The organism is Pararhodobacter sp. CCB-MM2, from assembly GCF_001691415.1.
Taxonomy (GTDB): Bacteria; Pseudomonadota; Alphaproteobacteria; order Rhodobacterales; family Rhodobacteraceae; genus Pararhodobacter.
Genome location: NZ_LRRR01000042.1, coordinates 1 through 22567 on the forward strand (window position 1 = coordinate 1; position 22567 = coordinate 22567).

Here is a 22567-nt window from a genome sequence, read left to right on the forward strand (position 1 = left end):
GGCGCCCCCACCCCGCCCGAAGGCGCCGAGGTGACGATGGAACTGGATTGGGAACGCCGGTATCGCCACATGCGGGTCCATACCGCGCTGCACCTTCTGTCGGTGGTCATCCCCCTGCCCGTCTCGGTCGGGGCCGGCGGGCGGGGTTGCATATAGGCGCCCAAGGTCTCGGGGTTGCGCAGCCAGATATCGCGCTGTGCGTAGGGGATCTCGATTCCTTCCTCGGCGAAGCGGGCGGCGATCTTGTGGTTCAGTTCGGTCTGCAGGGGCAGCTTGGTCGAGACATCGCGCAGGATCGCCCGGATCTGGAAGTTCAGCGCATCCGCCCCGAAGCCGAGGAAATCGACGGCGGGTTCGGGGTCCAGCACCACCACCGGCTCGTTCTCGATCAGCTCCTTGAGGATCGCCTCTACCTTGCGGGTGTCCGAGCCATAGCCGACGCCGATCTGCATCACCAAGCGCCCGGTGCGCGAGGATTTGGTGAAGTTGGTCACCGCGCTGGCGATCAGGTCGGCGTTGGGCACGATGACCTTGGACTTGTCGAAGGTCTCGATCACCGTCGAGCGGACCGAGATCCGCTGCACGATGCCCTGATTGCCGTTCACTTCGATCCAGTCGCCCTCGGACACCGGACGCTCAATCAGCAGGATGATGCCCGAGACGAAGTTCTGCACGATGGTCTGCAGGCCGAAACCGACCCCGACCGAGAGCGCACCGGCGACGATCGCAAGGCCTGAGAGGTTGATCCCCGCGACCGAGAAGGCGATCAGCGCGGCGATGGTGATCCCGAGGTAGCCGACGCCCGAGATGATGGCCTTCTGCGCACCTTTCTCCATGGCCGTCTTGGGCAGGATCGAGGTTCCCAGCGCGCCTTGGAAGCCGCGGGTCACGAGGTAGCCGATCACGAAGACGATCAGGAACCACAGCAGGCTGGCCGGCGAGATGCGCGTGCCACCGAAGGTGACGCCCTCGGCGAAGCGGGTCCAGAGCTCCAGCAGGTCGGTCTCGCGCGCGCCCCAGATCAGGGCTAGCGGCACCAGCGCCATAAGGGACAACAGCAAGCCGGCGAGCGCGGGGACAAGGCCCTGCGCCGCGCGTTCCTCGTCGCCGACGACGGTGACGTAGATGGCGATGATCAGACGATGCAGGACCATGACCATGCCGAACACCGCCAGCGTCTTCACCGGCGGATAGGTCAGCATGGCGGCGGCGGCGATATAGCCCACGGCCCCCAGCAGCGGCGAGAGCAGGCCGAAGAACACCAGCACCCGGCAGCCCAACCGCAGCATGCGGTCGAAATAGGGCGAGGCGTCAACCAGCTCGCCGTCCTGATCGACCTTGCGCGGTTCATGCCGGCGCAAGATGCGGGCGAAACGGATCATCGTCAGCGCGCAGAGGATGACCAGCGGGTAGGTCAATGCAGCCAGCGCCGATTGGGTCAGCGTCTCGCGCAGGAAAACATGGGTATAGAGACCCTCGACCGCGGCCAGCAGGCCGAAGATCAGTGACAGGCCGCGCGCGCGGCGCCGGTCCTGTGCCGAGAGGTTCAGCGACAGGCGCGGGTCCTCGACGATGGGGAAGATGTGCAGTGACAGCCAGCGGGCGGTGAAGAAGGCCATGCCGGCGGGGATCAGCGCCACGGTGATGCCGTCGATCAGCGGGCCGGTCATCCGGGTCAGCCGGATCGCCGTGGACAGCAGCACGAGGCCGAGGAATGGCACGATCAGCTGCGAGAGCGAGAGGAAGAACGCCGCAACCACGCGCCCGCGCAGGATGGAGGTGTTCTGCAACAGCCGCAGCGTCAGCCTCTCCATGAAGTGCCGGCCCCGGAGCAGCAGCAGGAAGGCGACCACCAGCGTGCCCAGCGTCAGCGGCAGGTCCGAGATCATCTCCTCGTAATGCGCGGGGTCGTTCCAGGCGCGCCGGGCCTCGTCGACGATGCTCTCGCCCGAGACGGTGAAGGCCTCCAGCCCGTGCACCCAAGTGGTCGGGTTCAGGGGCGTCGGCCCCAGCGTCAGCAGGGCGTTGGCCTGACGGGCACGCAGCTCGCGGTCGATCTGGCGGATGATCGCCTCGGCCCGGGCGAGGCCGTCCTCGGCGGCACGCAGGGGCGCGGCGCGGTCGTTGAGCGTGGTGTTCAGCTCGGCCCGGCGGGCGGCGACGTCATCGGCCTCGGTCTCGCCCTCGGCGGGCGCGGGGCCAAGCGCGGCGATCTGGTCGCGCAGCACGGTCAGGCGTTCCTCGACCGCAGCCTGCGTGGCGACGAACTGACTGCGCGCGTCGACCACCTGCGCGCGCAGGCGGGTCAGCGTTTCCTCGGTGGTGAACTGGTTCTCCAGCGCGACTTCGACCCGCGCGGCCAGCCGTTCCCACGACTGATAATCGATCTCGCCACTGGCGGTCTGGATGCTTTGCGCCATCACCGGCGCGGGGGGCAGGCTGGTCCCGACGAGAACCAGAAGGCCGAGGGTCACGGCAAGAAAGCGCGCCAGCGTAGCGCGGGAAAGGCGTTTCTGCATCATGTCCCTCGGCCCCTTGGGGGCGGTTGGTCAGCCCTCGAACATCTGGGGCAGGGGGCGTGCGGCCCGGTCAAGCCATTCCGGCACCGGCAGCCCCTTGTCCTTGAGGAAGGCAGGGTTGAAAAGTTTCGACTGGTAGCGCGTGCCATAATCGCACAGCACCGTCACGATGGTATGGCCCGGACCCATCTCCTTGGCCATGCGGATTGCGCCCGCGACGTTCACACCGGACGAGCCGCCGAGGCACAGCCCCTCGGTCTCCAGCAGATCAAACACCACCTGCACGGCCTCGGCATCGGAAATCCGCCACGCCATGTCGGGGGTGAACCCTTCGAGGTTCGCGGTGATGCGGCCTTGGCCGATCCCCTCGGTGATCGAATTGCCGGGGTTTTCCTGACCGGTGTAAAGCTTCAGCAGGCCTGCGCCCTCGGGATCGGCCAGCGCGACCTTCACGCCCTTCGGCTGCAGCGCCATGCCGATGCCGGCCAGCGTCCCGCCCGAGCCGACGGCGCAGGTGAAGCCGTCGATCTTGCCGCCGGTCTGCGACCAGATCTCGGGGCCGGTCGTGTCGATATGCGCCTGACGGTTCGCGACGTTGTCGAACTGGTTGGCCCAGATCGCGCCGTTGGGTTCGGTGCGGGCCAGTTCCTCGGCCAGACGGCCCGAGTATTTCACGTAGTTGTTCGGGTTCTTGTAGGGAACCGCCGGGACCTCGACCAGCTCGGCGCCAGCGAGGCGGAGCATGTCCTTCTTTTCCTGACTTTGGGTTTCCGGGATCACGATCACGGTGCGGAAGCCCATGGACGAGCCGACCAGCGCGAGGCCGATGCCGGTGTTGCCCGCCGTGCCCTCGACGATGGTGCCGCCGGGCTTCAGCTGCCCCTTGGCGATGGCGTCGCGGATGATGAACAGCGCGGCACGGTCCTTCACCGACTGGCCGGGGTTGAGGAACTCGGCCTTGCCGAGGATCTCGCAGCCGGTTTCCTCGGACGCCTTACGCAGGCGGATGAGGGGGGTGTTGCCGATCGCCTCGGCGAGATTGCGGCGGATCATCGGAGCGGTCCTTTCAGGAACAGGAAGTCAGTGCAGCACGCCCGCACGGTTGAGCGTGCGTGCATAGAGCCAGCCCCCCAGCGGCAGCAGGACCAGAAGGCCCAGGATCAGCCACAGCGGAGCGGGAAGCAGCAGAACAGGCGGCGCGGACAGAACCACGCCCACCGAGAGGGCGACCATCGAGGCCGCCGCAGAGAAGAACAGAAGCACCGAGGCGTCGTCCTTCAGCGCAAGGAACACGGCCGCCACGAAGCCTAGCCAGACGCCCATCGCCCAGACGACCTGCAGCCACACCGCGTCGAGCGGCATCAGCGGCATCAGCGCGGGCCAGCCTTCCTCGCCCAGCGAAAAGCGCTGGATCACGTAATCGGCGCCCAGAAGGGCATGCCAGATCAGCAGAATGGCCGCTACGAGCGGCAAATGCGAAGGAGCGGGTGCGGTGGGTTGGGCCATGATCTCTGCCTTGCTGGTACGGCAACAAAGTGGCGCGCCGGGGGGGCGGTGTCCAGTCCCCGGGGCGGGAAGCTTTGTCGCGCTTCCCGTTCCGAGGGGGAGGGCCCGCCGGTGGCGTCGCTCAAGGTGCTGCTCAGTTCGAGGCGGCGGCGAATTGCGGGCTGGTGATCAGGTGCTCGGCCAGCGAGATCGGCACGCCGCGGGTCAGCATCCGCCGGTAGACCTCTTCGCCGCGGGTGCCGGGCACGAGGCCCACGGGCAGGCGGGCCGTATTGGCCAGACGCAGCGATTCCATCTGGGCCTCGACCGGACGGGCATCCGTTTCGGCGATGCCGGGGCAGCCCTCGGACAGGCCGGCATGCGGCGGCTGGCCCGCGGCGGCCATCATCGCCGCGGCGCGGTCCAGAAGGGCGCATTCCGCGACGATCCGATCCTCGGCCGTCGGTTCCGGCGCTTCCGGCGGGGTGTTCGAGACGCAGGCCGCGAGGGCCAGAGAGAGCAGGGCGGGGGCGAGGGCAATATGACGCATGCCCCCGTTCTAAAGCGCGCTCTCGTGGCTGTAAATCGCGTGTCCGCACCGGCCTGACGCGCTCGCTCGCGCAAGCGTGGTTTTCCCTGCGCGGCCCCGGCAGGCAGACTGCGTCTCACGTCCCGAGACACCGGAATGCCGTGATGCCCCGCCTGTGGATCCTTGCCCTGCTGATGATCGCCCTTGGCCTGTTGCCGGTGCTGGGCGTGGTGCTGTCCAGCGGCATCGCCGAGGTGGCGGGCTGCGCCCTGAACGAGGGCGGCGTGCAGCCCTGTGTGATTCTCGGGCTGGATTGGGGGCCGGTGCTGGCGTTCCTGTTCGTGGGCGGCTGGTTCTTCTTCCTCACGGCGCCGGTGGCCTTGGGCGGCATGCTGCTGGGCATCGGGCTGGCTTTGGCCGCGTTGATCCGGCGTAGTCGTGATTGACGGTCTTGCGACTGAGGGGCCAATGCCGCGCGATCGGGCCTTTTCCCCCGGCCCCTTGGGCGCTAGGGAAGGGCAACAGCCCCCAATCGAAGGCGCGGCCATGCTGAAGACCCGCATCATCCCCTGTCTCGACGTGGCCGATGGCCGCGTGGTCAAGGGCGTCAACTTCGTCAACCTGATCGACGCGGGCGACCCCGTGGAGGCCGCCAAGGCCTATGACGCGGCGGGCGCGGACGAGCTGTGCTTCCTCGACATCCATGCGACGCATGAGAACCGCGGCACGATGTTCGACCTCGTGACCCGCACGGCCGAGCAATGCTTCATGCCGCTGACCGTGGGTGGCGGGGTGCGCACGCATCACGACGTGCGGGCGCTGCTGCTGGCGGGGGCGGACAAGGTGTCCTTCAACTCGGCCGCCGTGGCGAACCCGGATGTGATCGCCGAGGCCGCCGACCGTTTCGGCAGCCAGTGCATCGTCTGCGCCATCGACGCGAAGACGGTCGAGCCCGGTCGTTGGGAGATCTTCACCCATGGCGGGCGCAAGCCCACGGGCATCGACGCGGTGGAATTCGCGCGCACCGTGGCGGCGAAAGGGGCGGGCGAGATCCTGCTGACCTCGATGGACCGTGACGGCACCAAGGCGGGCTTCAACCTGCCCCTGACCCGCGCCATCGCCGAGGCCGTCGACGTGCCGGTCATCGCCTCGGGCGGGGTGGGGACTTTGGATCACCTCGTCGAGGGCGTGACCGAGGGCAAGGCGTCCGCGGTGCTGGCCGCCTCGATCTTCCATTTCGGCACCTATACCATCGGTGAGGCCAAGGCCCATATGGCCGCCGCCGGCATTCCTGTGAGGCTGTCATGAGCGCCATTGCCCGGCTCGCCGCCACCATCGAATCCCGCAAGGGCGCGGACCCCGAGACCAGCTGGACCGCCAAGCTGCTGGCCAAGGGGCCGGAGAAATGCGCCGAGAAATTCGGCGAGGAATCCATCGAGGCGATCATCGAGGCGGTGAAGGGCGACAAGGCGCGTCTGGCCTCGGAAGCGGCGGATGTGCTGTTCCATATGCTGGTGATGTGCGCGGCGCGGGACGTGTCGCTGGCGGATATCGAGGCCGAGTTGGAACGCCGCGAGGGCGTCTCGGGCATCGCCGAGAAAGCCGCCCGGAAGTAAGCCGCGCATCGACGGCGCGCGCGGGGGCGATCCAAGGGTTGAGCGGGGCGCTTTATGCCCGCCAAACCCGCCTTAGACTGATCCTAGGCTCCTAGCCCAACCAAATCGCCGCCGCATGGGAGCGCGACGGCGATGCGCGGCGGCCTTCGGCCTTGTTCCGCGCTTAGGTCACTTTGGTTAGGCGAGAGTGGCGCTCATGCCGCGTTGGCGCACCACCATCGCGCCCAGCATCACCAGCCCAACCAGCCGCGCGCCCAGCACCAGCGGCTCGCCGTCCAGCACCGGCGCGGGCCAGAGCACCAGCACCGACCCGAGCGCCGTCAGGGCCCGCATCACCCCCTTCAGGGGCGCGAGGAACCAGCCGCCGAAGGCCAGCGTCAGCCCGCTCACCCCGATCGCCGCCAGCACGCCCGAGAGCGCGATGTCCAAGGGCGTGCCGACCATCAACAGCCCCGGCATGGTGGCAAACAGGAACGGCACGAGCAGCTTCACGAAGCCCAGACGGACCGACTCGAAAGCCGTCTTGTTCGCATCCCCGCCGGAGATGGAGGCCGCCGCATAGGCCGCCAGCGCCACCGGCGGCGTGATGGCGGAGACAAGGCCGTAGTAGAAGATGAACATATGCGCGACGATCGGCTCCATCCCCATCTGCGTCAGCGCCGGGGCGACCAGCACCGCCAGCAGCAGATAGGCGGCCGAAGTGGGCAGGCCCATGCCGAGGAAGAAGCTGACCAGCGCGGTCAGGGCGAGAAGCCCGAAGATGCTCGAGCCGGCCAGATCGACGATCAGCCCGGAGAGCATCAGCGCCAGGCCGGTGAGGTTCAAGACCCCGATCACCACACCCGCCGCCGCGACGGCGGTGACGATGGGCAGCGTGGCCATCAACGTGTCGCGGCAGACCTGCGCCAGCGCGACCAGACCCACGCGGGTCTCCTTGCGCCACGGCGACAGCACCAGCGCCACGACCATGCACAGCACCGCCGCGCGGGTGGGGGTGTAGCCCATGGCGAGGAAGCCGATCAGGCCCAGGAGCGGAAGCAGCAGATAGCCACGCTTCAGCAGCGTCTCTTTCAGCAGCGCCAACCCCGCCTCGGTGTCCCGGTCCAGCCCCAGCCGGCCCGCTTCCAGCCAAACGGCGATCATCAGCGCGAGGACATAAAGCAGGCCGGGGATCAGCGCGGCCAAGGCGATGGTCGCATAGGGTACGCCGATGATCTCGGCCATCAGGAAGGCGGCGGCGCCCATCACCGGCGGCAGGATCTGTCCGGCCGAGGAGGCGGCGGCCTCGATGGCGCCGGCGAGGGTCGCGGAATAGCCCGCGCGCTTCATCAATGGGATGGTGAAGGTGCCTGTGGTGACGACATTCGCGACCGCCGAGCCGTTGATCGTGCCGAGCATGGTCGAGGACAGGGCCGCCGTCAGGCCCGGGCCTCCGCGCATCCGGCCGGTGAGGCCACGGGCGATGTCGACGAAGACCTCGCCGGTGCCGATCTTCATCAGCAAGCCGCCGAGCAGCGCGAAGAGGAAGATGTATTGCACGGCCACGCCCATCGGCAGGCCGTAGATCCCCTCGGTCGAAAGCATCAGCATCGAGGCGAGGCGGCGCAGCGAATAGCCGCGATGGCCGTATTCGCCGGGGATCAGATGGCCGAGCATCGCATAGCCCACGGCCAGCGCGACGAGGATCAAGAGCGCCCAGCCGACCGAGCGCAGGATCAGCACGACCAGCGCCACCATGAGGCCGGCGAAGATCCACATGTCATAGGGCTGCGCCATGCCGCCGCGCATGACGATGTCGATGTAGCTGGTCCAGATATGCAGGCCGGGCAGCAGCACCACGGGCGCGAGCGCGTAGCAGAAGGCCCGAAGCCAGAGCCAGCGGGCCGAGAGGCCCACGGCAAGCAGACCGCCGGCGGCGATCAGCGAGAAGAAGCTGGAGCGTAGGACGAGGGCGGTGATGAGCCCGAAATAGGCCCCGTAGATCACCAGCACCGTCGCCGCGACCGCAAGGGCCGCGACGAGGAGCGAGATCACCGTGGTTTCCGCGCGCGAACGGTCGGGCGCCTCGATACGAAGCGCCTCAAGCCAGGATGTCAGCACCGCCCTCTCCCGTTCAGTGAGCGTCGAAATAGGCCTGAGCACCCGCATGCAGCGGGATCGGCACATTCACCGCGGTCTCATGCGTGATGCGGCGGGCAAGGCCATGGACCTGCGCCAGCTCGTCGAGATGGTCGAAGATCGCCGCGGTCATGCCGCCGACCAGCGCCGGATCGGCCTCGGAATTCACGAAGAGCGTCGCCGGGTCGTTGATCACTGTCGTCGCCTCGGTCACGTCGGGATAGGTGCCGGCCGGGATGTCATAGAGCTGGTAGAACGGGAATTCCTCCAGCATCGCGGCAACGGCATCCGCGTCCACCCCCAGCAGCACCATGTCGGCGCGGGCGTCGAGGTCGATCAGCGCGGCGACCGGCGCGCCGGCCAGCACGACGGCAGCATCGACGGTGCCGTTGGTCAGCGCGTCGACGCCTTCCGAATAGGACAGGAACTGCGCGTTCGACGGGTCAAAGACGCCGTAGGCGGTCAGCAGGCGCTGGGCCAGAACGGCGGCGTTCGACCCCGGAGGGCCCATCGAGATGCGGTGCCCGGCCAGATCGGCCATCGAGGTGATGCCGGTGCCTTCCGTGGTCGCGATCTGCAGCACGGCCGGATAGAGATAGGCCATCGCGGCCACGGGCTGCGGGTCGCCGTCGAAGGCGCCGGTGCCGGTCGAGGCCTCATACAGCGTCGAGGACGACGAGAAGCCCATCTCCAGCTCGCCCGCCGCGGTGCGGCGGATATTCTCGATCGAGGCGCCGGTGACTTCGGCGCGGGCGGTGGTGTCGGGCATATGCTCGGTGATCAGGTCGGCCATGCCGGCGCCGATCACGTAGAACAGGCCGCCCGTGCCGCCGGTGCCGATGGAGACGCGCTGCTGCGCGGCCGCCGGCATCGCAAGGGCCGCAGCCAGTGCCGCAGCGGTCAGGATCGTATGTTTCATCAGGTTCTCCTCCCTTATGGTTTCGTCAGGCCTCGGCCACCGCGGGTCGCTGTGCGGGGACAAGGGCCATCAGGCTGTCATGGATCGTCGTGGCGAGCTGCTCCATCGTCGCCTCGTGATCCGATCCGCTGGCCTCGCCCTGCGACAGACGGTCGACCCGTCCGGGGCTGGTCAGCATGAAATACATCGAGCCCAGCAGGAATTGCGCCCGCCAGACTACATCCGTGCGAGGCACGCCGGGCAGGCATTCCGCCATCGCGTCGATGAAGATCTGCGCCACCGGATCGCAGATCTCGGCGACGATGCGGCGCGCGACGGGATCGCCCTCGGCCCCCACCACGGCACGCAGCCGGGTGAAGCGCGCACCGCCCGAGGGCGCGCCATCGGCGGCCAATGTGAAGGCCGGGCGCAGATAGGCGCGCAGGATGCCTTTCAGCCGCAACGAAGGATCGGCAAGCCGCCGCGCCTCGGCCATCAGCTCCATCCTCCGAGCGTTCATGGGCTTGGTGTGGCGGTTGTAGATCGCCTCCAAGAGGCCGGATTTGTCGCCGAAATGATAGGAGACGCTGGACACCGCCACGCCCGCCTCGCGCGCGATTTCACGCAGGGACACACCACGCACGCCATGGGCCGAGAACAGGGCCTCCCCTGCCTCGATGATGACGGCCGTCGTCTCGGTCGCCTCATTGGCCCGACGCATGCATTCTCCCCCGTTTTCATCAGTCATCCAGATTTTCTTGCGCCTGTCCAGATTCTTCGAACATATGTTCGACACGCGCCCCGAGGGGGCGGAACGATCAGGGAGAGAGCGATGTTCGAGACGTTGACGGCCGCTGACGGCCACCAGTTCCAATGCTGGATCCAGCCCGCCACCGGCGAGGCGAAGGGCGGGGTGGTGATCCTGCAGGAGATCTTCGGCGTCACCGATCAGCTGAAGGGCGTGGCCGCGCGCTATGCCGAACTGGGCTATGACGTAGCGATCCCGGCGCTGTTCGACCGCCAGAGCCGCGACACCGTCGTACCCTTTACCGAGGCACCCGTGGGCCGCGACCTAATGCTGGCCGCCAGCCTCGAGGCGAACATGGCCGACACTGCCGCTGCCGTCTCGGCCCTGAAGGCGCGTGGCAATGCCAAGGTCGGCGTGATCGGCTTCTGCTGGGGCGGTGGTCTCGCGGTGCGCGCGGCACAGACGCTGGACGTGGCCTGCGCGGTCTCGTTCTACGGCACGAAGCTGAAGGCCTATCTGGACCAGCCGCTGCAGAAGCCGATGCTGGGCCATTTCGGCCTGACCGACGACCACACCCCGCCCGAGGTCGTGGCCGAGGTTCAGGCGGCGATGCCGCTGTTCGAGATCCACATGTACGAGGCCGGCCACGCCTTCGCCAACGACGCCCGCGCCGCGGTTCATGTGCCCGAGGCGGCGGCCACGGCGCATGAGCGCACGGCGGCTTTCCTCGCGCAGCACCTCGGCTGAGGGCTCACCAATAGCTGGCGAGGCCTTGCCACACGAGCCGGGCCGACAACAGCAGCAGCACAGCATTGAGCGCCTGCTTGAACCGCGTGTCCGTCATGCGGTTCAGCACCCGCTTGCCGGTCCAGGTCCCGGCGAGCCCGCACAGGATCAGCGCGGCGATCATCCCGGCCCAGGGCCAGTAGACGAACCCCAGCGCGCCGAAGGCCACGGATTTCAGCAGATGCTGGCCGGACAGCAGCGCCGCCGTGGTGGCGACATGGGCGTGACGGCCCAGCTCCAACGATTTGACATAGGTGTTCACGAAGGGCCCCGAGGCGCCGAAGAACATGCTGAGGATCGAGGTCAACGTGCCGGTGAACACCGGCCAGTCGCGCATCCACGCCGGCGGCTTGGCGAGTACCGTCCAGATCAGGAACAGCCCGACGCCGATCTGCACCGCGGCGGCCGGCAGGTTGATGACGACGCTGGCGCCGATCAGGATGCCCAGCACGATCCCGGCCCCGAAGCGGGCGACGGCGGGCCAGTGGATATGCGCGGCCATCATCGATACCCGCCCGGCGTTCGAGCCGAATTGCACGACGCCATGCACGGGGACCAACGCGACTGGCGGCAGCAGCGAGGCCATCACCGCCAGCATCAGCCCGCCGCCACCGATCCCGAACGAGATTGTGATGAAGCTCGACGCGAAGGACGTGGCCATCAGCGCGAGGACGACAGCGCCGGACAGGTCCGGGGGCAGCAGGGCGGCGAGAAGGTCAGACATCAGGCGTCTCGGACTTCCGGGTTGATGATGTGCAAGGGATTGCCGGCAGCATAGGCCTCGATTAGGGCGTAGATGTCGGAAAACTGCCCGTCGAGCTCGTCCTCGGTGACGAAGCCGATATGCGGGGTGGCGATGACCGAGGAATGGCTGACCAGCGGGTCGTTCGCCTCGGTGATCGGCTCGACGTCGAACACATCGAGACCCAGCCGTCCCGGCCGCCCGGCCTGCAGCGCCGCTTCCAGCGCCCCTTTCACCACCAGCCCGGCGCGCGAGGTGTTGATGAAGCTGGCGCTGGGTCTCATCGCCAGCAGGTCACCGGCAGTGATCATGCCTTTGGTCTCAGGCGCCATCCGGACATGGACCGAGACAAAATCGCTGTCTTTGAAGAAGGCCTCGCGGCTGGGGGCGACCGTGGCGCCCTCGGCTTCGGCGCGGACACGACCGGCGTCCGAGCCCCACCAGACGACACGCATCCCGAAGGCCTCGGCATAGCGCGCGACCAGCTTGCCGATCTTGCCGTAACCCCACAGGCCCAACGTCCGCCCGGCCAAGGTCTGGCCCGGTGCACCCTGCCAATGTCCGGCTTTCAGGCTGGCGTTCTGGTTCAGCAGATCCCGCGCGCAGGCGAGGATCAGGGCGAAGGTCAGCTCGGCCGCCGCGACCGAGGTGCCGCCCGCCTTGTTCGAGCAGAACATCACCCCGTGCCGCGTGCAGGCCTCGACATCGACATGCGGATGCACGCCGCGCATGGCGATCAGCTTGAGACCGGGCAGGCGGGACAGCAGGTCCTCGGTCACAGCGGTGCGCTCGCGGAACAGGACCAGCGCGTCGGCATCCTGCAGGCGCTCGGCCAGAAGGGCGGGGTCGGGCTGGTGGTCGGTCCAGACCGTGACCTCGTGCCCCGCAAGTTGCGCGAAGGAGGGCAGGCGGCGCAAAGTGTCGTGCCAATCGTCGAGGATATGGATCTTCATGGCTCAGCGTCCCGCGGCATAGGCCTGCATCAGGCGAGGGGTGGCGGCGGCGCGCATCATCCCGTCCGGACGATGGCTGACCGCGGTGAGGCGACCGGCGGACCAAGGCGCAGCGACGGTCAGGCGATGGCCGCGGTCGCAGAGGCCTTGCAGCGTCGCCTCGGGGAAGGCGGGTTCCGCGAGCAGGTGGGCCGGGCTGAAGGCGCGCGGATCGAAGCTGGCCTGCAGGTGGTCGGTGTGGAAGAGGGGCGCGTCGATCGCCTGCTGCAGGTTCATGCCGTGATGGATGACATGCAGGATGAAGACCGATTGCCACTGGTCCTGCTGGTCGCCACCGGGCGTGCCATAGGCCAGCCGCGTGCCGTCGGGCGCGCGAGCGAAGCTGGGGGACAGCGTGGTGCGCGGACGGCGGCCGGGTTTCAGCGAGGTCGGCAGACCCTCGGTCAGCCAGAACATCTGCGCGCGGGAATTGAGCGGCATGCCGAGGCCCGGCACCACCGGCGAGGATTGCAGCCAGCCGCCCGAGGGTGTGGCGGAGACCATATTCCCCCAGCGGTCGACCGTATCGATATGCACCGTGTCGCCGGGGCGCTTGAGATGGCCCATGGTCGGCTCGCCGACGCCGGGGCCGGTATGGGCTTTGCGGTTGGCCAACCAATGCATCCGTTCCAGCGCCGCCTGCGCGCGACCCTCGTAGCCGGGGATATGGCCGGGGCGCAGGTCCGGACTGGCGATGGCGCCGATCTGGGCGCGGCGCTCGGCGGCATAGGCGGCGGAGAGGAGGGTGTCGGCGGGGATGTCGTCACTGTCGCCGTATTGCGCCTCGCGGTCGGCGAAGGCGAGCTTGAGCGCCTCGGTCACCAGATGGACGAAATCGGGGCCGAGCGGGTCGAGGGCGGCGATGTCGTCACCGGCCAACATGTTGAGAACTTGCAATTGCACCGGGCCTTGCGACCAGAAACCGCCCTTGAACACGTCCCAGCCTGCATGATTTGTGCTCAGGCAGGGCTCGTAGCTGGCGCGCCAATCGGCCAGATCCTGCCCCGTCAGCACGCCGCGATGCCGGTGCCCCGAGGCGTCCATGACGCAGGCCTCGCGCATCCAGTCGTCGATCTTCTGGGCGATGAAACCCTGCGCGATCTGGTCGCGGGCAGCGTCGATCTGCACCTCGCGGCCGCGCGTGCCCTCGACTTCACGGCACAGGCGCTCCCAGGTGTCGGCGAGGTCGGGATTGCGGAACAGCGCGCCGGCCTCGGGGGCATGGCCGCCGGGCAGCCAGACGGCAGCGGAGGTGGGCCATTCCTCGCGGAAGAACGCGGCCAACCCGTCAATCTCGCCGGCGATGCGGGGCAGGAGGGGGACGCCGTGGCGGGCGTAATGGATGGCGGGGGCCAGCACCTCGGCCAAGGGCCACGAGCCATGGTCGCGCAACATCAGAAGCCAAGCGTCTAGCGCGCCCGGGATCACGGTGGCCAGCAGGCCGGAGCCGGGGATCAGGTCCAGCCCCTCGCCCTTATAGTGGGCGATGGTCGCGCCGGCGGGGGCGGGGGCCTGACCGCAGATCATCGTCGGCGCGGCCTCGCCGGCGGGCCAGATCATCGCCGGCATGTCGCCCAAAGGCCCGTTCAGATGTGGCTCGCAGACATGCAGCGCGAAGCCCATGGCGACGGCGGCGTCGAAGGCATTGCCGCCCCGCTCCAGCACCGACATGCCGACCGCCGTGGCGATCCAATGGGTCGAGGCGGTCATGCCGAAGGTGCCGGAAAGCTCGGGGCGGGTGGTAAAGCTCATGCCTTGTCCTTGCGCGTGACATTCATCAGCCGCGCCGCGATCGGTGCGCCGGTGATCACCATCAGGATACGCAGAATGTGGTGGACGACAACGTAGCCCAGATCGGCCCCGGCAACGATCGCCAGCACGGTCATCTCGGCCTGGCCACCCGGCGCGAAGGCGAGGAAGGCCTCCATCGGATGCGCGAGGCCCAGTTGGTAGACGATCTCGGCCATGATCGCCGCCAGCACCGCAAGGATCAGCACGAAACCGACGCCCGCCAGCACGTCGCGCCGCAGCTCGCGCAGGGTGATGCCGGTGTAGCCGACGCCGATGGCCGCGCCGATGAAGAACTGGGCGATGTAGATGGCCTCGGCCGGCGGGCGGTGGTGGATGAGGCCCGAGAGCGACAGCGCGCCCGTGACGATCAACGGCCCGAGGATCGAGGCGCCGAAGAGGCCGATCTTCTCGCCGCCCTTCCAGCCGATCAGGGCGGCGGCGACCATCAGCGCCATCTCGGACCACGGCAGGTCGCGGGCGGGCTCGCCCACCGGGTGCGAGAGCGAGGCGTCCATGAATTGCGTCAGCAGCACCGGCGCGATGGTGACGATGATCAGCACGCGGGTGGCGTGGATCAGGGACAGGGTGCGCATGTTGGCCCCGGCCTCGGTCCCGAAGATGATCATGTCCTGCAGGCCCCCGGGCATCGAGGCATACCACGCGGTCGGGGCGTCATAGCCGGCGACCTTCCGGAAGAACGGCACGCCGATCAGGCCGATCAGGCCGATGTAGATCGGGATCAGCAGCACCGAGCCGATCATCGACGGCAGGGCGGCGATCAGCGCGGGGGTCAGAGTCGCGCCGACGGCCACCCCGAGGATCGTGCGCATCGCCGTGCCTAGCTGGCCGGTCCCCTTCAGTGGAACACCGAACAAAGCCGCGATCAGGCAGGCGCACATCGGTCCGAACAGGAAGGGCAGCGGCAGGCCCGCAAGGTTGAAGACCAGCGCCCCCGCGGCGGCCAGCCCCAGCGTGAGGGCGATCCGCTGCCAATCGGGCAGCGACGGGTAGGGGCGGGCAGTCATGGGAGGAACCTTTGATTGACGGGTTGTGCGTCCAATTGTATACCGTTGGATGCAATCTGCAAGGGGCGATCCTACTCATGCGAAATTCCGATCCCCGGCCCGAACTGTCGCAGGGACAAGATGCCTATCGCCGGCTGGTGCTGGAGATCCGCGCGGGCGGGTTGGTGCCGGGCGACCGGTTGCTGGAGGCCGATCTGGCGAAGAGGCTGGGGATCAGCCGTACCCCGGTGCGAGAGGCGATCCGGCAGTTGGAGGCGGACGGGCTGGTCGTGCATGTTCCGCGCGTCGGTGCGGCGGTGCGCAGCCTCGACCCCGGAGAGGTGACCGAGCTTTACGAGATGCGCGGCGTGCTGGAAGGGACCGCCGCGCGTTTGGCCGCGCGGGCGGCGTCCGATGTGGAAATCGAGGAGCTGGGTGCGATCAATGCCGAGATGGCTGCGGCGCGGGGCGATCCGGCGCGTCTGTACGAGTTGAACCGGCAGTTTCACGCGGCGCTGTTGGATGCGGCGCGCAACCGGTACCTCGCGCGGTCCGTGGCGGGGTTGCAGAAGACGCTGTACCTGCTGGGGCCGACGACGCTGGAGGAAGACAGCCGGGCGGTCAGTGCGGTCGACGAGCATGAGGGGGTTCTGGCTGCGCTGCGTCAACGCGACGAACAGGGGGCCGAGCTTGCCATGCGCCGCCATGTCTCGGTCGCGCATGCGATCCGGTTGCGGCAGTCCCGGGCCCGCCCGCCCGCCGATCCGCTGCCCGATACGCCGGCGTAAGCGCTGCGCAAACGGGCGGCGGGAATATTCGAGCGAGGGGAGGGGCGTCGGGGACTCGTCGCCCCTCGCTTGCCGTGTTAAGCGGCGATCGGTGTTGTTCCAACGACTTGCGAAGACCCTGCCATGCTCGACATGATCCTGACCACGCTGCCGATCTACCTGACGATCGTGTTGGGCTATGGGGCGCTGAAGAGCGGCTATCTGAAGCCCGAACATGTCGGCACCTTGAGCCAGTTCACCCTGAAGATCACCCTGCCGGCGCTGATCTTCTTCGCCATTGCCATGCCGCGGGCCGAGGGGGGGCTGAACCCCTCGTTCCTGCTGGCCTATGCCTTGGGGTCGCTGTTCACGCTGGGGATCGGCTACCTGCTGCTGCGGGTCAAGCTGAAGCAGCCGCGGCCGGACAGCTGGATTCTGGCGCTGGGCATGGCGAATTCGAACTCGGGCTTTCTGGGCTTTCCCATCGCCAGCCTCGTGTTCGGCGAGCAGGGCGCGGTGGTCTTCGCGATGACCATGGTGATCGAGAATGTGCTGATCATCCCGACTGCGACGATTCTGGCGACTCTGGCTGGCGGATCGGGGCAGAGCGTGAAGGATCTGGTGCGCGGGGCGTTGAAGCCGCTGCTGAAGAACCCGCTGGTGATCATCGTGGTGATCTCGCTGCTGGTCCGCTTCAGCGGCCTGCCGCTGGGCGCGCCGACCGAAAAGGCGATCTCGGCGCTGGCGATGGCAGCAGCCCCGGTGGCGCTGTTCGTGATCGGCGGCACGGTCGCGGGCATGTCGGTGACCGGGCATTGGCGACGCTCGACAGCGGTGGCGCTGGGCAAGCTGGTGCTGCATCCCGTCGCTGTAGGGGCCGCGCTGGTGCTGATCCCGGGGGTGCCGCTGGCGCTGGTGCCGGTGGGGATCCTGTTTGCCTCGGTGCCGATGCTGACGGTGTTCCCGATCCTCGCCGCGCCGTTCGGCCTGCGCGAGGTGTCGTCGACGGCGCTGATCGCGACGACCTTGGCATCGGTGGTAACGGTGACGTTGGTGCTGTCCTACCTGCACTGACGGCTCGGCCGTTGCGCGACCTCCCGGCGCATGGCAGTTTGGGCGCTAACAAGGGAGGGTTTCATGCGGATGGCGATGCGTTTCGGTGTCGGGTTGAGCTTGGTCTCGGCCGTGGGCGTGACGGCGATGGCGGTCCAGGCCGCGGATGAGGCCCCAGCGCTGCCAAGCGCGCTGCCCCGCGCGCTGACCGATGCTGATTTCCGCCCGGTGCGGCTGGACGAGGCGCAGCTCGGTCAGCTGCTGTTCTACGACCCGATCCTGTCCGGCAATCGCGAGGTTGCCTGCGCCACCTGTCACCATCCGGCGTTCGGCACCTCGGACGGGTTGTCGCTGGGGTTGGGCGATGGCGGGCGCGGTTTGGGTCCGCAGCGGGTGGCCGATCCCGACAACCTGCCCGAGGAACGGGTGCCCCGGAACGCGCAGGCGTTGTGGAACTTGGGCGCGCTGGAATATGCCTCGATGTTCCATGACGGCCGGGTCGAGGTCGATCATACGCGGCCGAACGGGATGCGGACGCCGCTGGATGAGGACATGCCGGTCGGCTTCGCTTCGATGCTGGCGGCGCAGACGATGTTCCCGGTAGTCTCGCCCGACGAGATGGCCGGGCATTATCAGGAGAACGAGATTTCGACGGCGGTGCGGCTGGGCATGCTGTCCGGCCCGGACGGCGCCTGGGCGCGGCTGACCGCGCGGGTGGCAGGCGTTCCGGGCTATGCCGAGCGTTTCGCGGCGGTCTACCCCGAGATCGCGGCGGGGCGGCCGATTGCTTTCACCGATGTCTCGAACGCGATCGCGGCCTTCATGGAATTCGAGTTCCGCTCGGACACAGCGCCTTTCGACGCGGTGTTGCGGGGCGATGACGTGCTGGAACCCTTGGCCGCCGAGGGCATGGCGCTGTTCTATGGCGAGGCGGGCTGCTCGGGCTGCCATTCCGGGCCGTTCCTGACCGACCACAGCTTCCATGCGATGGGCGAGCCGCAATTCGGCCCCGGCAAGGGCGCGCGGTTCGAGCGGCATCATCGCGACGAGGGGCGGTTCCGGGTGACGGGGCGCGAGGCGGATTGGTACGCCTTCCGTACGCCCGCCCTGCGCAACGTGGCGCTGACCGGGCCTTACGGGCATTCCGGCGCGCATCGGACGCTGGAGGGGTTTCTGGCGGATCACACCGATGGCGGCGCGGTTGCGCGCTATGGGCGCGACGAGGCGGTTTTGCCGGAATTGCCGGTGTCGGATTGGGGGGCGATGGACGATCCCGAGGAGGTCGCGGCGATCGAGGCAGCGGCCTATCGCGGGTATCAACCGGATGCCGATCAGATCGCGGCTTTGGTGGCGTTTCTGGGCAGCCTCACCGATCCGGTGGCCGAGGCCGGACGGCTTGGCGTGCCGGAGGCGGTGCCCTCGGGGCTGACAGTGCCTAATCCGTGACGGGGCCGGGGGGCGCCTGCGCCTTCGGCGACACCCGCCCACCCGACCACGCGTCCCCGGTCACGCCTCAGGGGGTGAGCGTCACGGACTGGTCGACCTCGACCTCGTGATCGGTGATCTGGCCGTCGGGCCATTCAACGCGGATGCTTGCGGTCTGGGTGTCGCCAAGGCCGAAATGCAGGGGCAGGGCTTGTCCGCCGGCATGCCCGCCGCCGACCGTGACTTGCTGGACCTGCGTGCCTCGATTGGTCGTGACAGTGACGCGGGCGCCGATGGCGAAGCGGTTGCCACCGGCTTGGGTCAGGGCGACGCCCAGCCAATGACCAGTGTCCGGCGTCACGTTGCGGTAAAGCTCCAGAGGCGCGCGGCGGTTGACGACCATCAGATCCAGTCGTCCGTCGCCATCAAGATCCGCCAGTGCCGCGCCGCGCGAGCGGTCTCGGGTGGCGATGCCGGCTTCGGTTGCGGTTTGATGGAAGGTCCCGTCCGGCGCCTGCATCAGCAGGTCGTTCGGGTCGTGGATCGCATTCGTCGGCATCTGGTCAACATTGCCCTTGGCGATGAACAGATCCGGGAGCCCGTCGTTGTCGACATCGCCGAATTGCGCGTGCCAGCCGGTCGAGGGGCGGCCGTCGCTGCCGTCATGGGGAAGGGTCGCATAAGTGCCCATCGCATAGGGCGCGGCGGTGTAGGTCCCGTCGGATTGTGCGATTTGTAGCAGTTGGTCGCCCATCGAGGTGAGCATCACCTCGTCCCGCCCGTCGCCATTCAGGTCGCGCGAGGCGATGCCCATGCCCCAGAGCGACACATGCTGCCAGCCGTCCTCGGGCGTGAGGAAGCGGTGGTCCAAGAGGTCGTACATCTGCTCGTAGCCGCCCCGGACATAATAATGGCGGTCATTCGAAATGCGCAGGGTCGGGCGGTCGCGGGCGTCGCGGGCGGCGAGCATCGACAGGGCGCAGAAGCCGGGGGCGAGGTCCTCGGCGCGCCAATGATCGCCCTCGGGGAGCAGGAGCGTGTTGGTGTCGCAGGCCTCGAACGGGCCGTTCGGGTTCGCGCGGTCAACGTAATGGCCTATGGCCAGCGTGGGGCGGTCCCCCTCCCACCAGGCGGTGAAGGCGGTGGTCCAGCGGTCGTCTTGCGGCAGGCCCCAGGCCTCGGTCTCGTCGGTGAATTGGCAGGACGGCCCGCCGCGCAGCACCCGGTCCGGGCCCGCGCGCAGGATATAGAGGTCGAGGAGCCCGTCGCCATCCAAGTCCAGAGGATAGGCCCCGGTGGCGCCGGTGATCTGGGGGAATTCAGCGGGGCTGAAGGCCATCGCGCCGCCGTTGTGGAGGAATAGCATCGGGTTCTCGCCGCCCGCCGCGAGGATCTCGGGCAGGGCGTCGCCGTCACAGTCGAAGACCGCCACGCCGCCGCCGACAAAATGCTCCCACCCGCCGGCGTAGATATGCTCGGGCAGGGTGGCGGAGAGGTTCTCGAACTGCGGGCTGGCCCAGGCGGGGGCGGCGATCAACAGGGGAGCAAGGCGCCAGATCATGCGGCCCCCTGACCCAAGGCGGTGTCTGTGACGTGGCTCAGCGCGAGGGCGGCGGCGCCACGGGCCCAGACCATGTCGCCCCAATTGTGGATCTCGACCCGGCAGGGCTGGCGCCCATGCGAGAGGGTAAGGTCCTGCGCATCGGCCAGCACTTCGTCGGCATAGAGGTAGTCGTAGCGCATGCGCTCGCCCGAGAGGATGATCAGCTCGGGGTCGAAAAGCTGGATCACGTTGGACAGACCGACCGCAAGGTATCGCCCGGCGCGGCGGAAGATCGAGCGCGCGGCCATGTTGCCGCCCTTGGCCTCGGCAAAGAGGGTTTCCAGCATCGCCTGCGCCGAGGCCATGTTGCGCGGGTTGCGTCCCAAGGCCGTGCCCGCCTCGCGCGCGAGGGCGTAGTCGGCGAGATAGGCCTCGAGACAGCCACGCTGGCCACAGCGGCAGAGCGCGCCGTCGAGCTGGACCTTGATGTGCCCCAGCTCCATCCCCATGCCGCGTGTGCCGCGATAGAGACGGTTGCCGACCACGAGGCCCATGCCGACGCCATGCTCGATGGTGACGACGGCGAAATCCGAGGTCGCGCGCCCGGCGCCGAACCACAGTTCGGCCATGGTCAGGGTGTTGGCGTCGTTATCGACCAGCGCGGGACGGCCCAGACGGCGGGTCAGCGCCTGCTGCAGCGGTTGGTTCAGACCGTCGAGCAGGGGCGACCATGGCACGGTCCCCTCCTGCGGATCGACGAGGCCCGAGATGCCGATGCCGACCGCCGCGATCGAGGACAGGGGCAGGCCGGCCTCGGCCAGAAGGCGGTCGACCAGCTGCGCGGTCTCTTCGGTGATCTGCTCCAGCGATTTGCGCACGGCGGGGGTGGGCAGCATGGCCTCGGCCAGAATCGTGCCCGAGAAATCGGCCAGCACGGCGGTATGGCGTTCGTCCGACAGCTTGATACCGATCACCCGGTGCGACTCCGGGATTACGGTCAGCGCCACGGCGGGGCGCCCGCGCCCGCTTTCGCGCCGCTCGCGCGGGGAGGCATCGGTTTCGCGCAGATAGCCGCGCTCGATCAGGTCCGAGGTGATCTGAGTGACGGAGCCCGCGCTGATTCCCAGCGCGCGCGAGACATCGGCACGGGCCGCTGTGCCCGTCGCGCGGACATGCTCGAAGACCTTCTGGCGCAGGGGCTTGCTGTCCAGCGCGGGGCCGGGAAGCAGGGGGCCGCAACCGGGATGAGCGGCAAAGCCATCGGCTTGCTCGACCGGCTTATCGGCCGGCATAAGTTCACTCGTCAAAGAATTCCTCCTCGCTGCGACGCGGCGCAACCGTCAAGCGTTCGCTGTGAGCGCAAAATCTCTCCTCTGGACCCGAGTGAAGCATGAAAAACGCGGCAAGGCGAGAATATTTATTTTGACACATGAAGAAATACCCCTATCCTCGCCGCCATCGGGAACGCACCCGAGGTCCATCACAAGGGACCGTTATCCAGGGAGGAGATTCATGCGTAAAGCATTGTTCGCCGCCGTCGTCGCGACGGCGGGTCTTACCACGTCCATGGCCGCCGCGCTGACCGTCGGCGTCAGCTGGTCGAACTTCCAGGAAGAGCGCTGGCGCACTGACGAGGCCGCCATTGTCGCCGCGCTGGAAGCCGCGGGCGCCGAGTATGTCTCGGCCGACGCGCAATCCTCCTCGGCCAAGCAGCTGTCGGACATCGAGGCGCTGATCGCCCAAGGCGTCGACGCGCTGATCGTGCTGGCACAGGACGCGCAAGCCATCGGCCCGGCCGTGCAGGCCGCCGCCGACGAGGGTATCCCGGTCGTCGCCTATGACCGCCTGATCGAAGATCCGCGCGCCTTCTACCTGACCTTCGACAACGTCGAGGTCGGCCGCATGCAGGCCCGCGCCGTTCTGGAAGCGGCCCCCACCGGCCGCTACGTGATGATCAAGGGCTCGCCCACCGACCCGAACGCGGACTTCCTCCGCGGTGGTCAGCAGGAAGTGCTGCAGGCTGCGATCGACGCCGGTGACATCGAGATCGTCGGCGAGGCCTATACCGACGCCTGGCTGCCCGCCAACGCACAGCGCAACATGGAGCAGATCCTGACCGCGCAGGACAACGGCGTCGATGCCGTGGTCGCGTCGAACGACGGCACCGCCGGTGGCGCCGTCGCCGCGCTGACCGCGCAGGGCATGCAGGGCATCCCGGTGTCGGGTCAGGACGGCGACCATGCCGCGCTGAACCGCATCGCGCTGGGCACGCAGACCGTTTCGGTCTGGAAAGACGCCCGTGAGCTGGGCCGCGCTGCCGCCGAGATCGCCGTCGCGCTGGCCGGGGGCCCCGCCATGGCCGACGTGGAAGGCGCGCAGGAATGGCCCTCGCCCGCCGGGACCGTGATGACCTCGCGCTTCCTCGCGCCGGTTCCGGTGACCGCCGAGAACCTGTCGGTCGTCGTCGACGCCGGCTGGATCTCGCAGGAAGCCCTGTGCCAGGGCGTGACCGACGGTCCGGCCCCCTGCAACTAAGCTGACCCGGCCCCGG

General features: G+C 68.2%; 20 protein-coding genes and 2 pseudogenes. 9 read left to right on the forward strand and 13 right to left on the reverse strand.

Annotation, left to right across the window (positions count from 1 at the left end; genetic code table 11):
- A pseudogene (locus BCY78_RS26100) lies at window positions 1–141 on the forward strand (alanyl-tRNA editing protein); the annotation flags it as partial.
- A gap of 125 nt (window positions 142–266) precedes the next feature.
- On the opposite strand, the pseudogene BCY78_RS22585 reads toward BCY78_RS26100, so the two are convergent.
- The 4 genes and pseudogenes from BCY78_RS22585 to BCY78_RS22600 all read right to left on the reverse strand — a co-directional run.
- A pseudogene (locus BCY78_RS22585) lies at window positions 267–2522 on the reverse strand (DUF3772 domain-containing protein); the annotation flags it as partial.
- Window positions 2523–2549: 27 nt separating this feature from the next.
- Window positions 2550–3572 (reverse strand): cysteine synthase A, encoded by a 1023-nt coding sequence (locus BCY78_RS22590; RefSeq protein ID WP_068306356.1) that lies wholly within the window; start codon window positions 3570–3572, stop codon window positions 2550–2552.
- 27 nt (window positions 3573–3599) lie between these two features.
- A complete protein-coding gene (locus BCY78_RS22595) occupies window positions 3600–4025 on the reverse strand; it encodes a hypothetical protein (RefSeq protein WP_068306358.1) in 426 nt (141 codons plus the stop codon).
- A gap of 133 nt (window positions 4026–4158) precedes the next feature.
- Window positions 4159–4554, reverse strand: coding sequence for a hypothetical protein (locus BCY78_RS22600; protein WP_068306359.1), 396 nt, complete (start codon window positions 4552–4554; stop codon window positions 4159–4161).
- A 143-nt stretch (window positions 4555–4697) separates the two neighbouring features.
- Between BCY78_RS22600 and BCY78_RS22605 the strand changes: the two genes are divergently transcribed.
- The 3 genes from BCY78_RS22605 to BCY78_RS22615 all read left to right on the forward strand — a co-directional run bounded on the left by BCY78_RS22605 (window position 4698) and on the right by BCY78_RS22615 (window position 6149).
- Complete coding sequence (locus tag BCY78_RS22605; RefSeq protein ID WP_068306361.1) at window positions 4698–4979, forward strand: hypothetical protein; 282 nt, start codon at window positions 4698–4700, stop codon at window positions 4977–4979.
- A 100-nt stretch (window positions 4980–5079) separates the two neighbouring features.
- Complete coding sequence (gene hisF, locus BCY78_RS22610; RefSeq protein WP_068306364.1) at window positions 5080–5841, forward strand: imidazole glycerol phosphate synthase subunit HisF; 762 nt, start codon at window positions 5080–5082, stop codon at window positions 5839–5841.
- Window positions 5838–6149 carry a phosphoribosyl-ATP diphosphatase gene (locus tag BCY78_RS22615; protein ID WP_068306366.1) on the forward strand — a complete coding sequence of 104 codons (312 nt, stop codon included), beginning with the start codon at window positions 5838–5840 and terminating at the stop codon, window positions 6147–6149. Before hisF ends, BCY78_RS22615 begins: the two co-directional genes overlap by 4 nt.
- A gap of 177 nt (window positions 6150–6326) precedes the next feature.
- Here BCY78_RS22615 and BCY78_RS22620 read toward each other — a convergent pair whose 3' ends face one another.
- From BCY78_RS22620 to BCY78_RS22630, 3 genes are read right to left on the reverse strand one after another with little or no spacing between them, the layout of a single operon-like run.
- The gene (locus tag BCY78_RS22620) at window positions 6327–8249 is read right to left on the reverse strand and encodes a TRAP transporter fused permease subunit (protein ID WP_233499475.1); all 1923 of its coding nucleotides are present in this window, start codon (window positions 8247–8249) and stop codon (window positions 6327–6329) included.
- A gap of 13 nt (window positions 8250–8262) precedes the next feature.
- A complete protein-coding gene (locus tag BCY78_RS22625) occupies window positions 8263–9186 on the reverse strand; it encodes a TAXI family TRAP transporter solute-binding subunit (protein ID WP_068306368.1) in 924 nt (307 codons plus the stop codon).
- A 25-nt stretch (window positions 9187–9211) separates the two neighbouring features.
- Window positions 9212–9886: a TetR/AcrR family transcriptional regulator gene (locus BCY78_RS22630; RefSeq protein WP_068306399.1), complete on the reverse strand. Its 675-nt coding sequence runs from the start codon at window positions 9884–9886 to the stop codon at window positions 9212–9214.
- Window positions 9887–9997: 111 nt separating this feature from the next.
- On the opposite strand from BCY78_RS22630, the gene BCY78_RS22635 reads away from it, so the two are divergent.
- Window positions 9998–10660, forward strand: a complete 663-nt coding sequence (locus tag BCY78_RS22635; RefSeq protein ID WP_068306370.1) for a dienelactone hydrolase family protein — start codon at window positions 9998–10000, stop codon at window positions 10658–10660.
- A 4-nt stretch (window positions 10661–10664) separates the two neighbouring features.
- Here BCY78_RS22635 and BCY78_RS22640 read toward each other — a convergent pair whose 3' ends face one another.
- Genes BCY78_RS22640 through BCY78_RS22655 form a run of 4 tightly spaced genes read right to left on the reverse strand, consistent with a single transcriptional unit; the run spans window position 10665 to window position 15249 of the window.
- A complete protein-coding gene (locus tag BCY78_RS22640; RefSeq protein ID WP_068306372.1) occupies window positions 10665–11423 on the reverse strand; it encodes a sulfite exporter TauE/SafE family protein in 759 nt (252 codons plus the stop codon).
- Entirely contained in the window at window positions 11423–12394 is a 972-nt protein-coding gene (locus tag BCY78_RS22645; protein ID WP_068306373.1) for a D-2-hydroxyacid dehydrogenase family protein, read from the reverse strand. Before BCY78_RS22645 ends, BCY78_RS22640 begins: the two co-directional genes overlap by 1 nt.
- 3 nt (window positions 12395–12397) lie before the next feature.
- Window positions 12398–14185, reverse strand: a complete 1788-nt coding sequence (locus BCY78_RS22650; RefSeq protein WP_068306374.1) for a gamma-glutamyltransferase family protein — start codon at window positions 14183–14185, stop codon at window positions 12398–12400.
- Complete coding sequence (locus tag BCY78_RS22655) at window positions 14182–15249, reverse strand: AbrB family transcriptional regulator (RefSeq protein ID WP_068306376.1); 1068 nt, start codon at window positions 15247–15249, stop codon at window positions 14182–14184. Before BCY78_RS22655 ends, BCY78_RS22650 begins: the two co-directional genes overlap by 4 nt.
- A gap of 77 nt (window positions 15250–15326) precedes the next feature.
- Here BCY78_RS22655 and BCY78_RS22660 point away from each other — a divergent pair, with 77 nt between their 5' ends.
- The 3 genes from BCY78_RS22660 (at window position 15327) to BCY78_RS22670 (ending at window position 18494) form a co-directional block, all read left to right on the forward strand.
- Window positions 15327–16016, forward strand: a complete 690-nt coding sequence (locus BCY78_RS22660) for a GntR family transcriptional regulator (RefSeq protein WP_068306378.1) — start codon at window positions 15327–15329, stop codon at window positions 16014–16016.
- 123 nt (window positions 16017–16139) lie between these two features.
- The gene (locus tag BCY78_RS22665) at window positions 16140–17069 is read left to right on the forward strand and encodes an AEC family transporter (RefSeq protein ID WP_068306379.1); all 930 of its coding nucleotides are present in this window, start codon (window positions 16140–16142) and stop codon (window positions 17067–17069) included.
- A 63-nt stretch (window positions 17070–17132) separates the two neighbouring features.
- Window positions 17133–18494 (forward strand): cytochrome c peroxidase, encoded by a 1362-nt coding sequence (locus tag BCY78_RS22670; protein WP_139103285.1) that lies wholly within the window; start codon window positions 17133–17135, stop codon window positions 18492–18494.
- A 67-nt stretch (window positions 18495–18561) separates the two neighbouring features.
- Here the strand turns inward: BCY78_RS22670 and BCY78_RS22675 are convergent, their stop codons facing one another.
- Window positions 18562–20034: a CRTAC1 family protein gene (locus tag BCY78_RS22675; RefSeq protein WP_068306381.1), complete on the reverse strand. Its 1473-nt coding sequence runs from the start codon at window positions 20032–20034 to the stop codon at window positions 18562–18564.
- The gene (locus BCY78_RS22680; RefSeq protein WP_068306383.1) at window positions 20031–21308 is read right to left on the reverse strand and encodes an ROK family protein; all 1278 of its coding nucleotides are present in this window, start codon (window positions 21306–21308) and stop codon (window positions 20031–20033) included. Before BCY78_RS22680 ends, BCY78_RS22675 begins: the two co-directional genes overlap by 4 nt.
- 220 nt (window positions 21309–21528) lie before the next feature.
- Between BCY78_RS22680 and xylF the strand changes: the two genes are divergently transcribed.
- The gene (gene xylF, locus BCY78_RS22685; RefSeq protein ID WP_068306385.1) at window positions 21529–22551 is read left to right on the forward strand and encodes a D-xylose ABC transporter substrate-binding protein; all 1023 of its coding nucleotides are present in this window, start codon (window positions 21529–21531) and stop codon (window positions 22549–22551) included.
- Window positions 22552–22567: the final 16 nt, after the last annotated feature.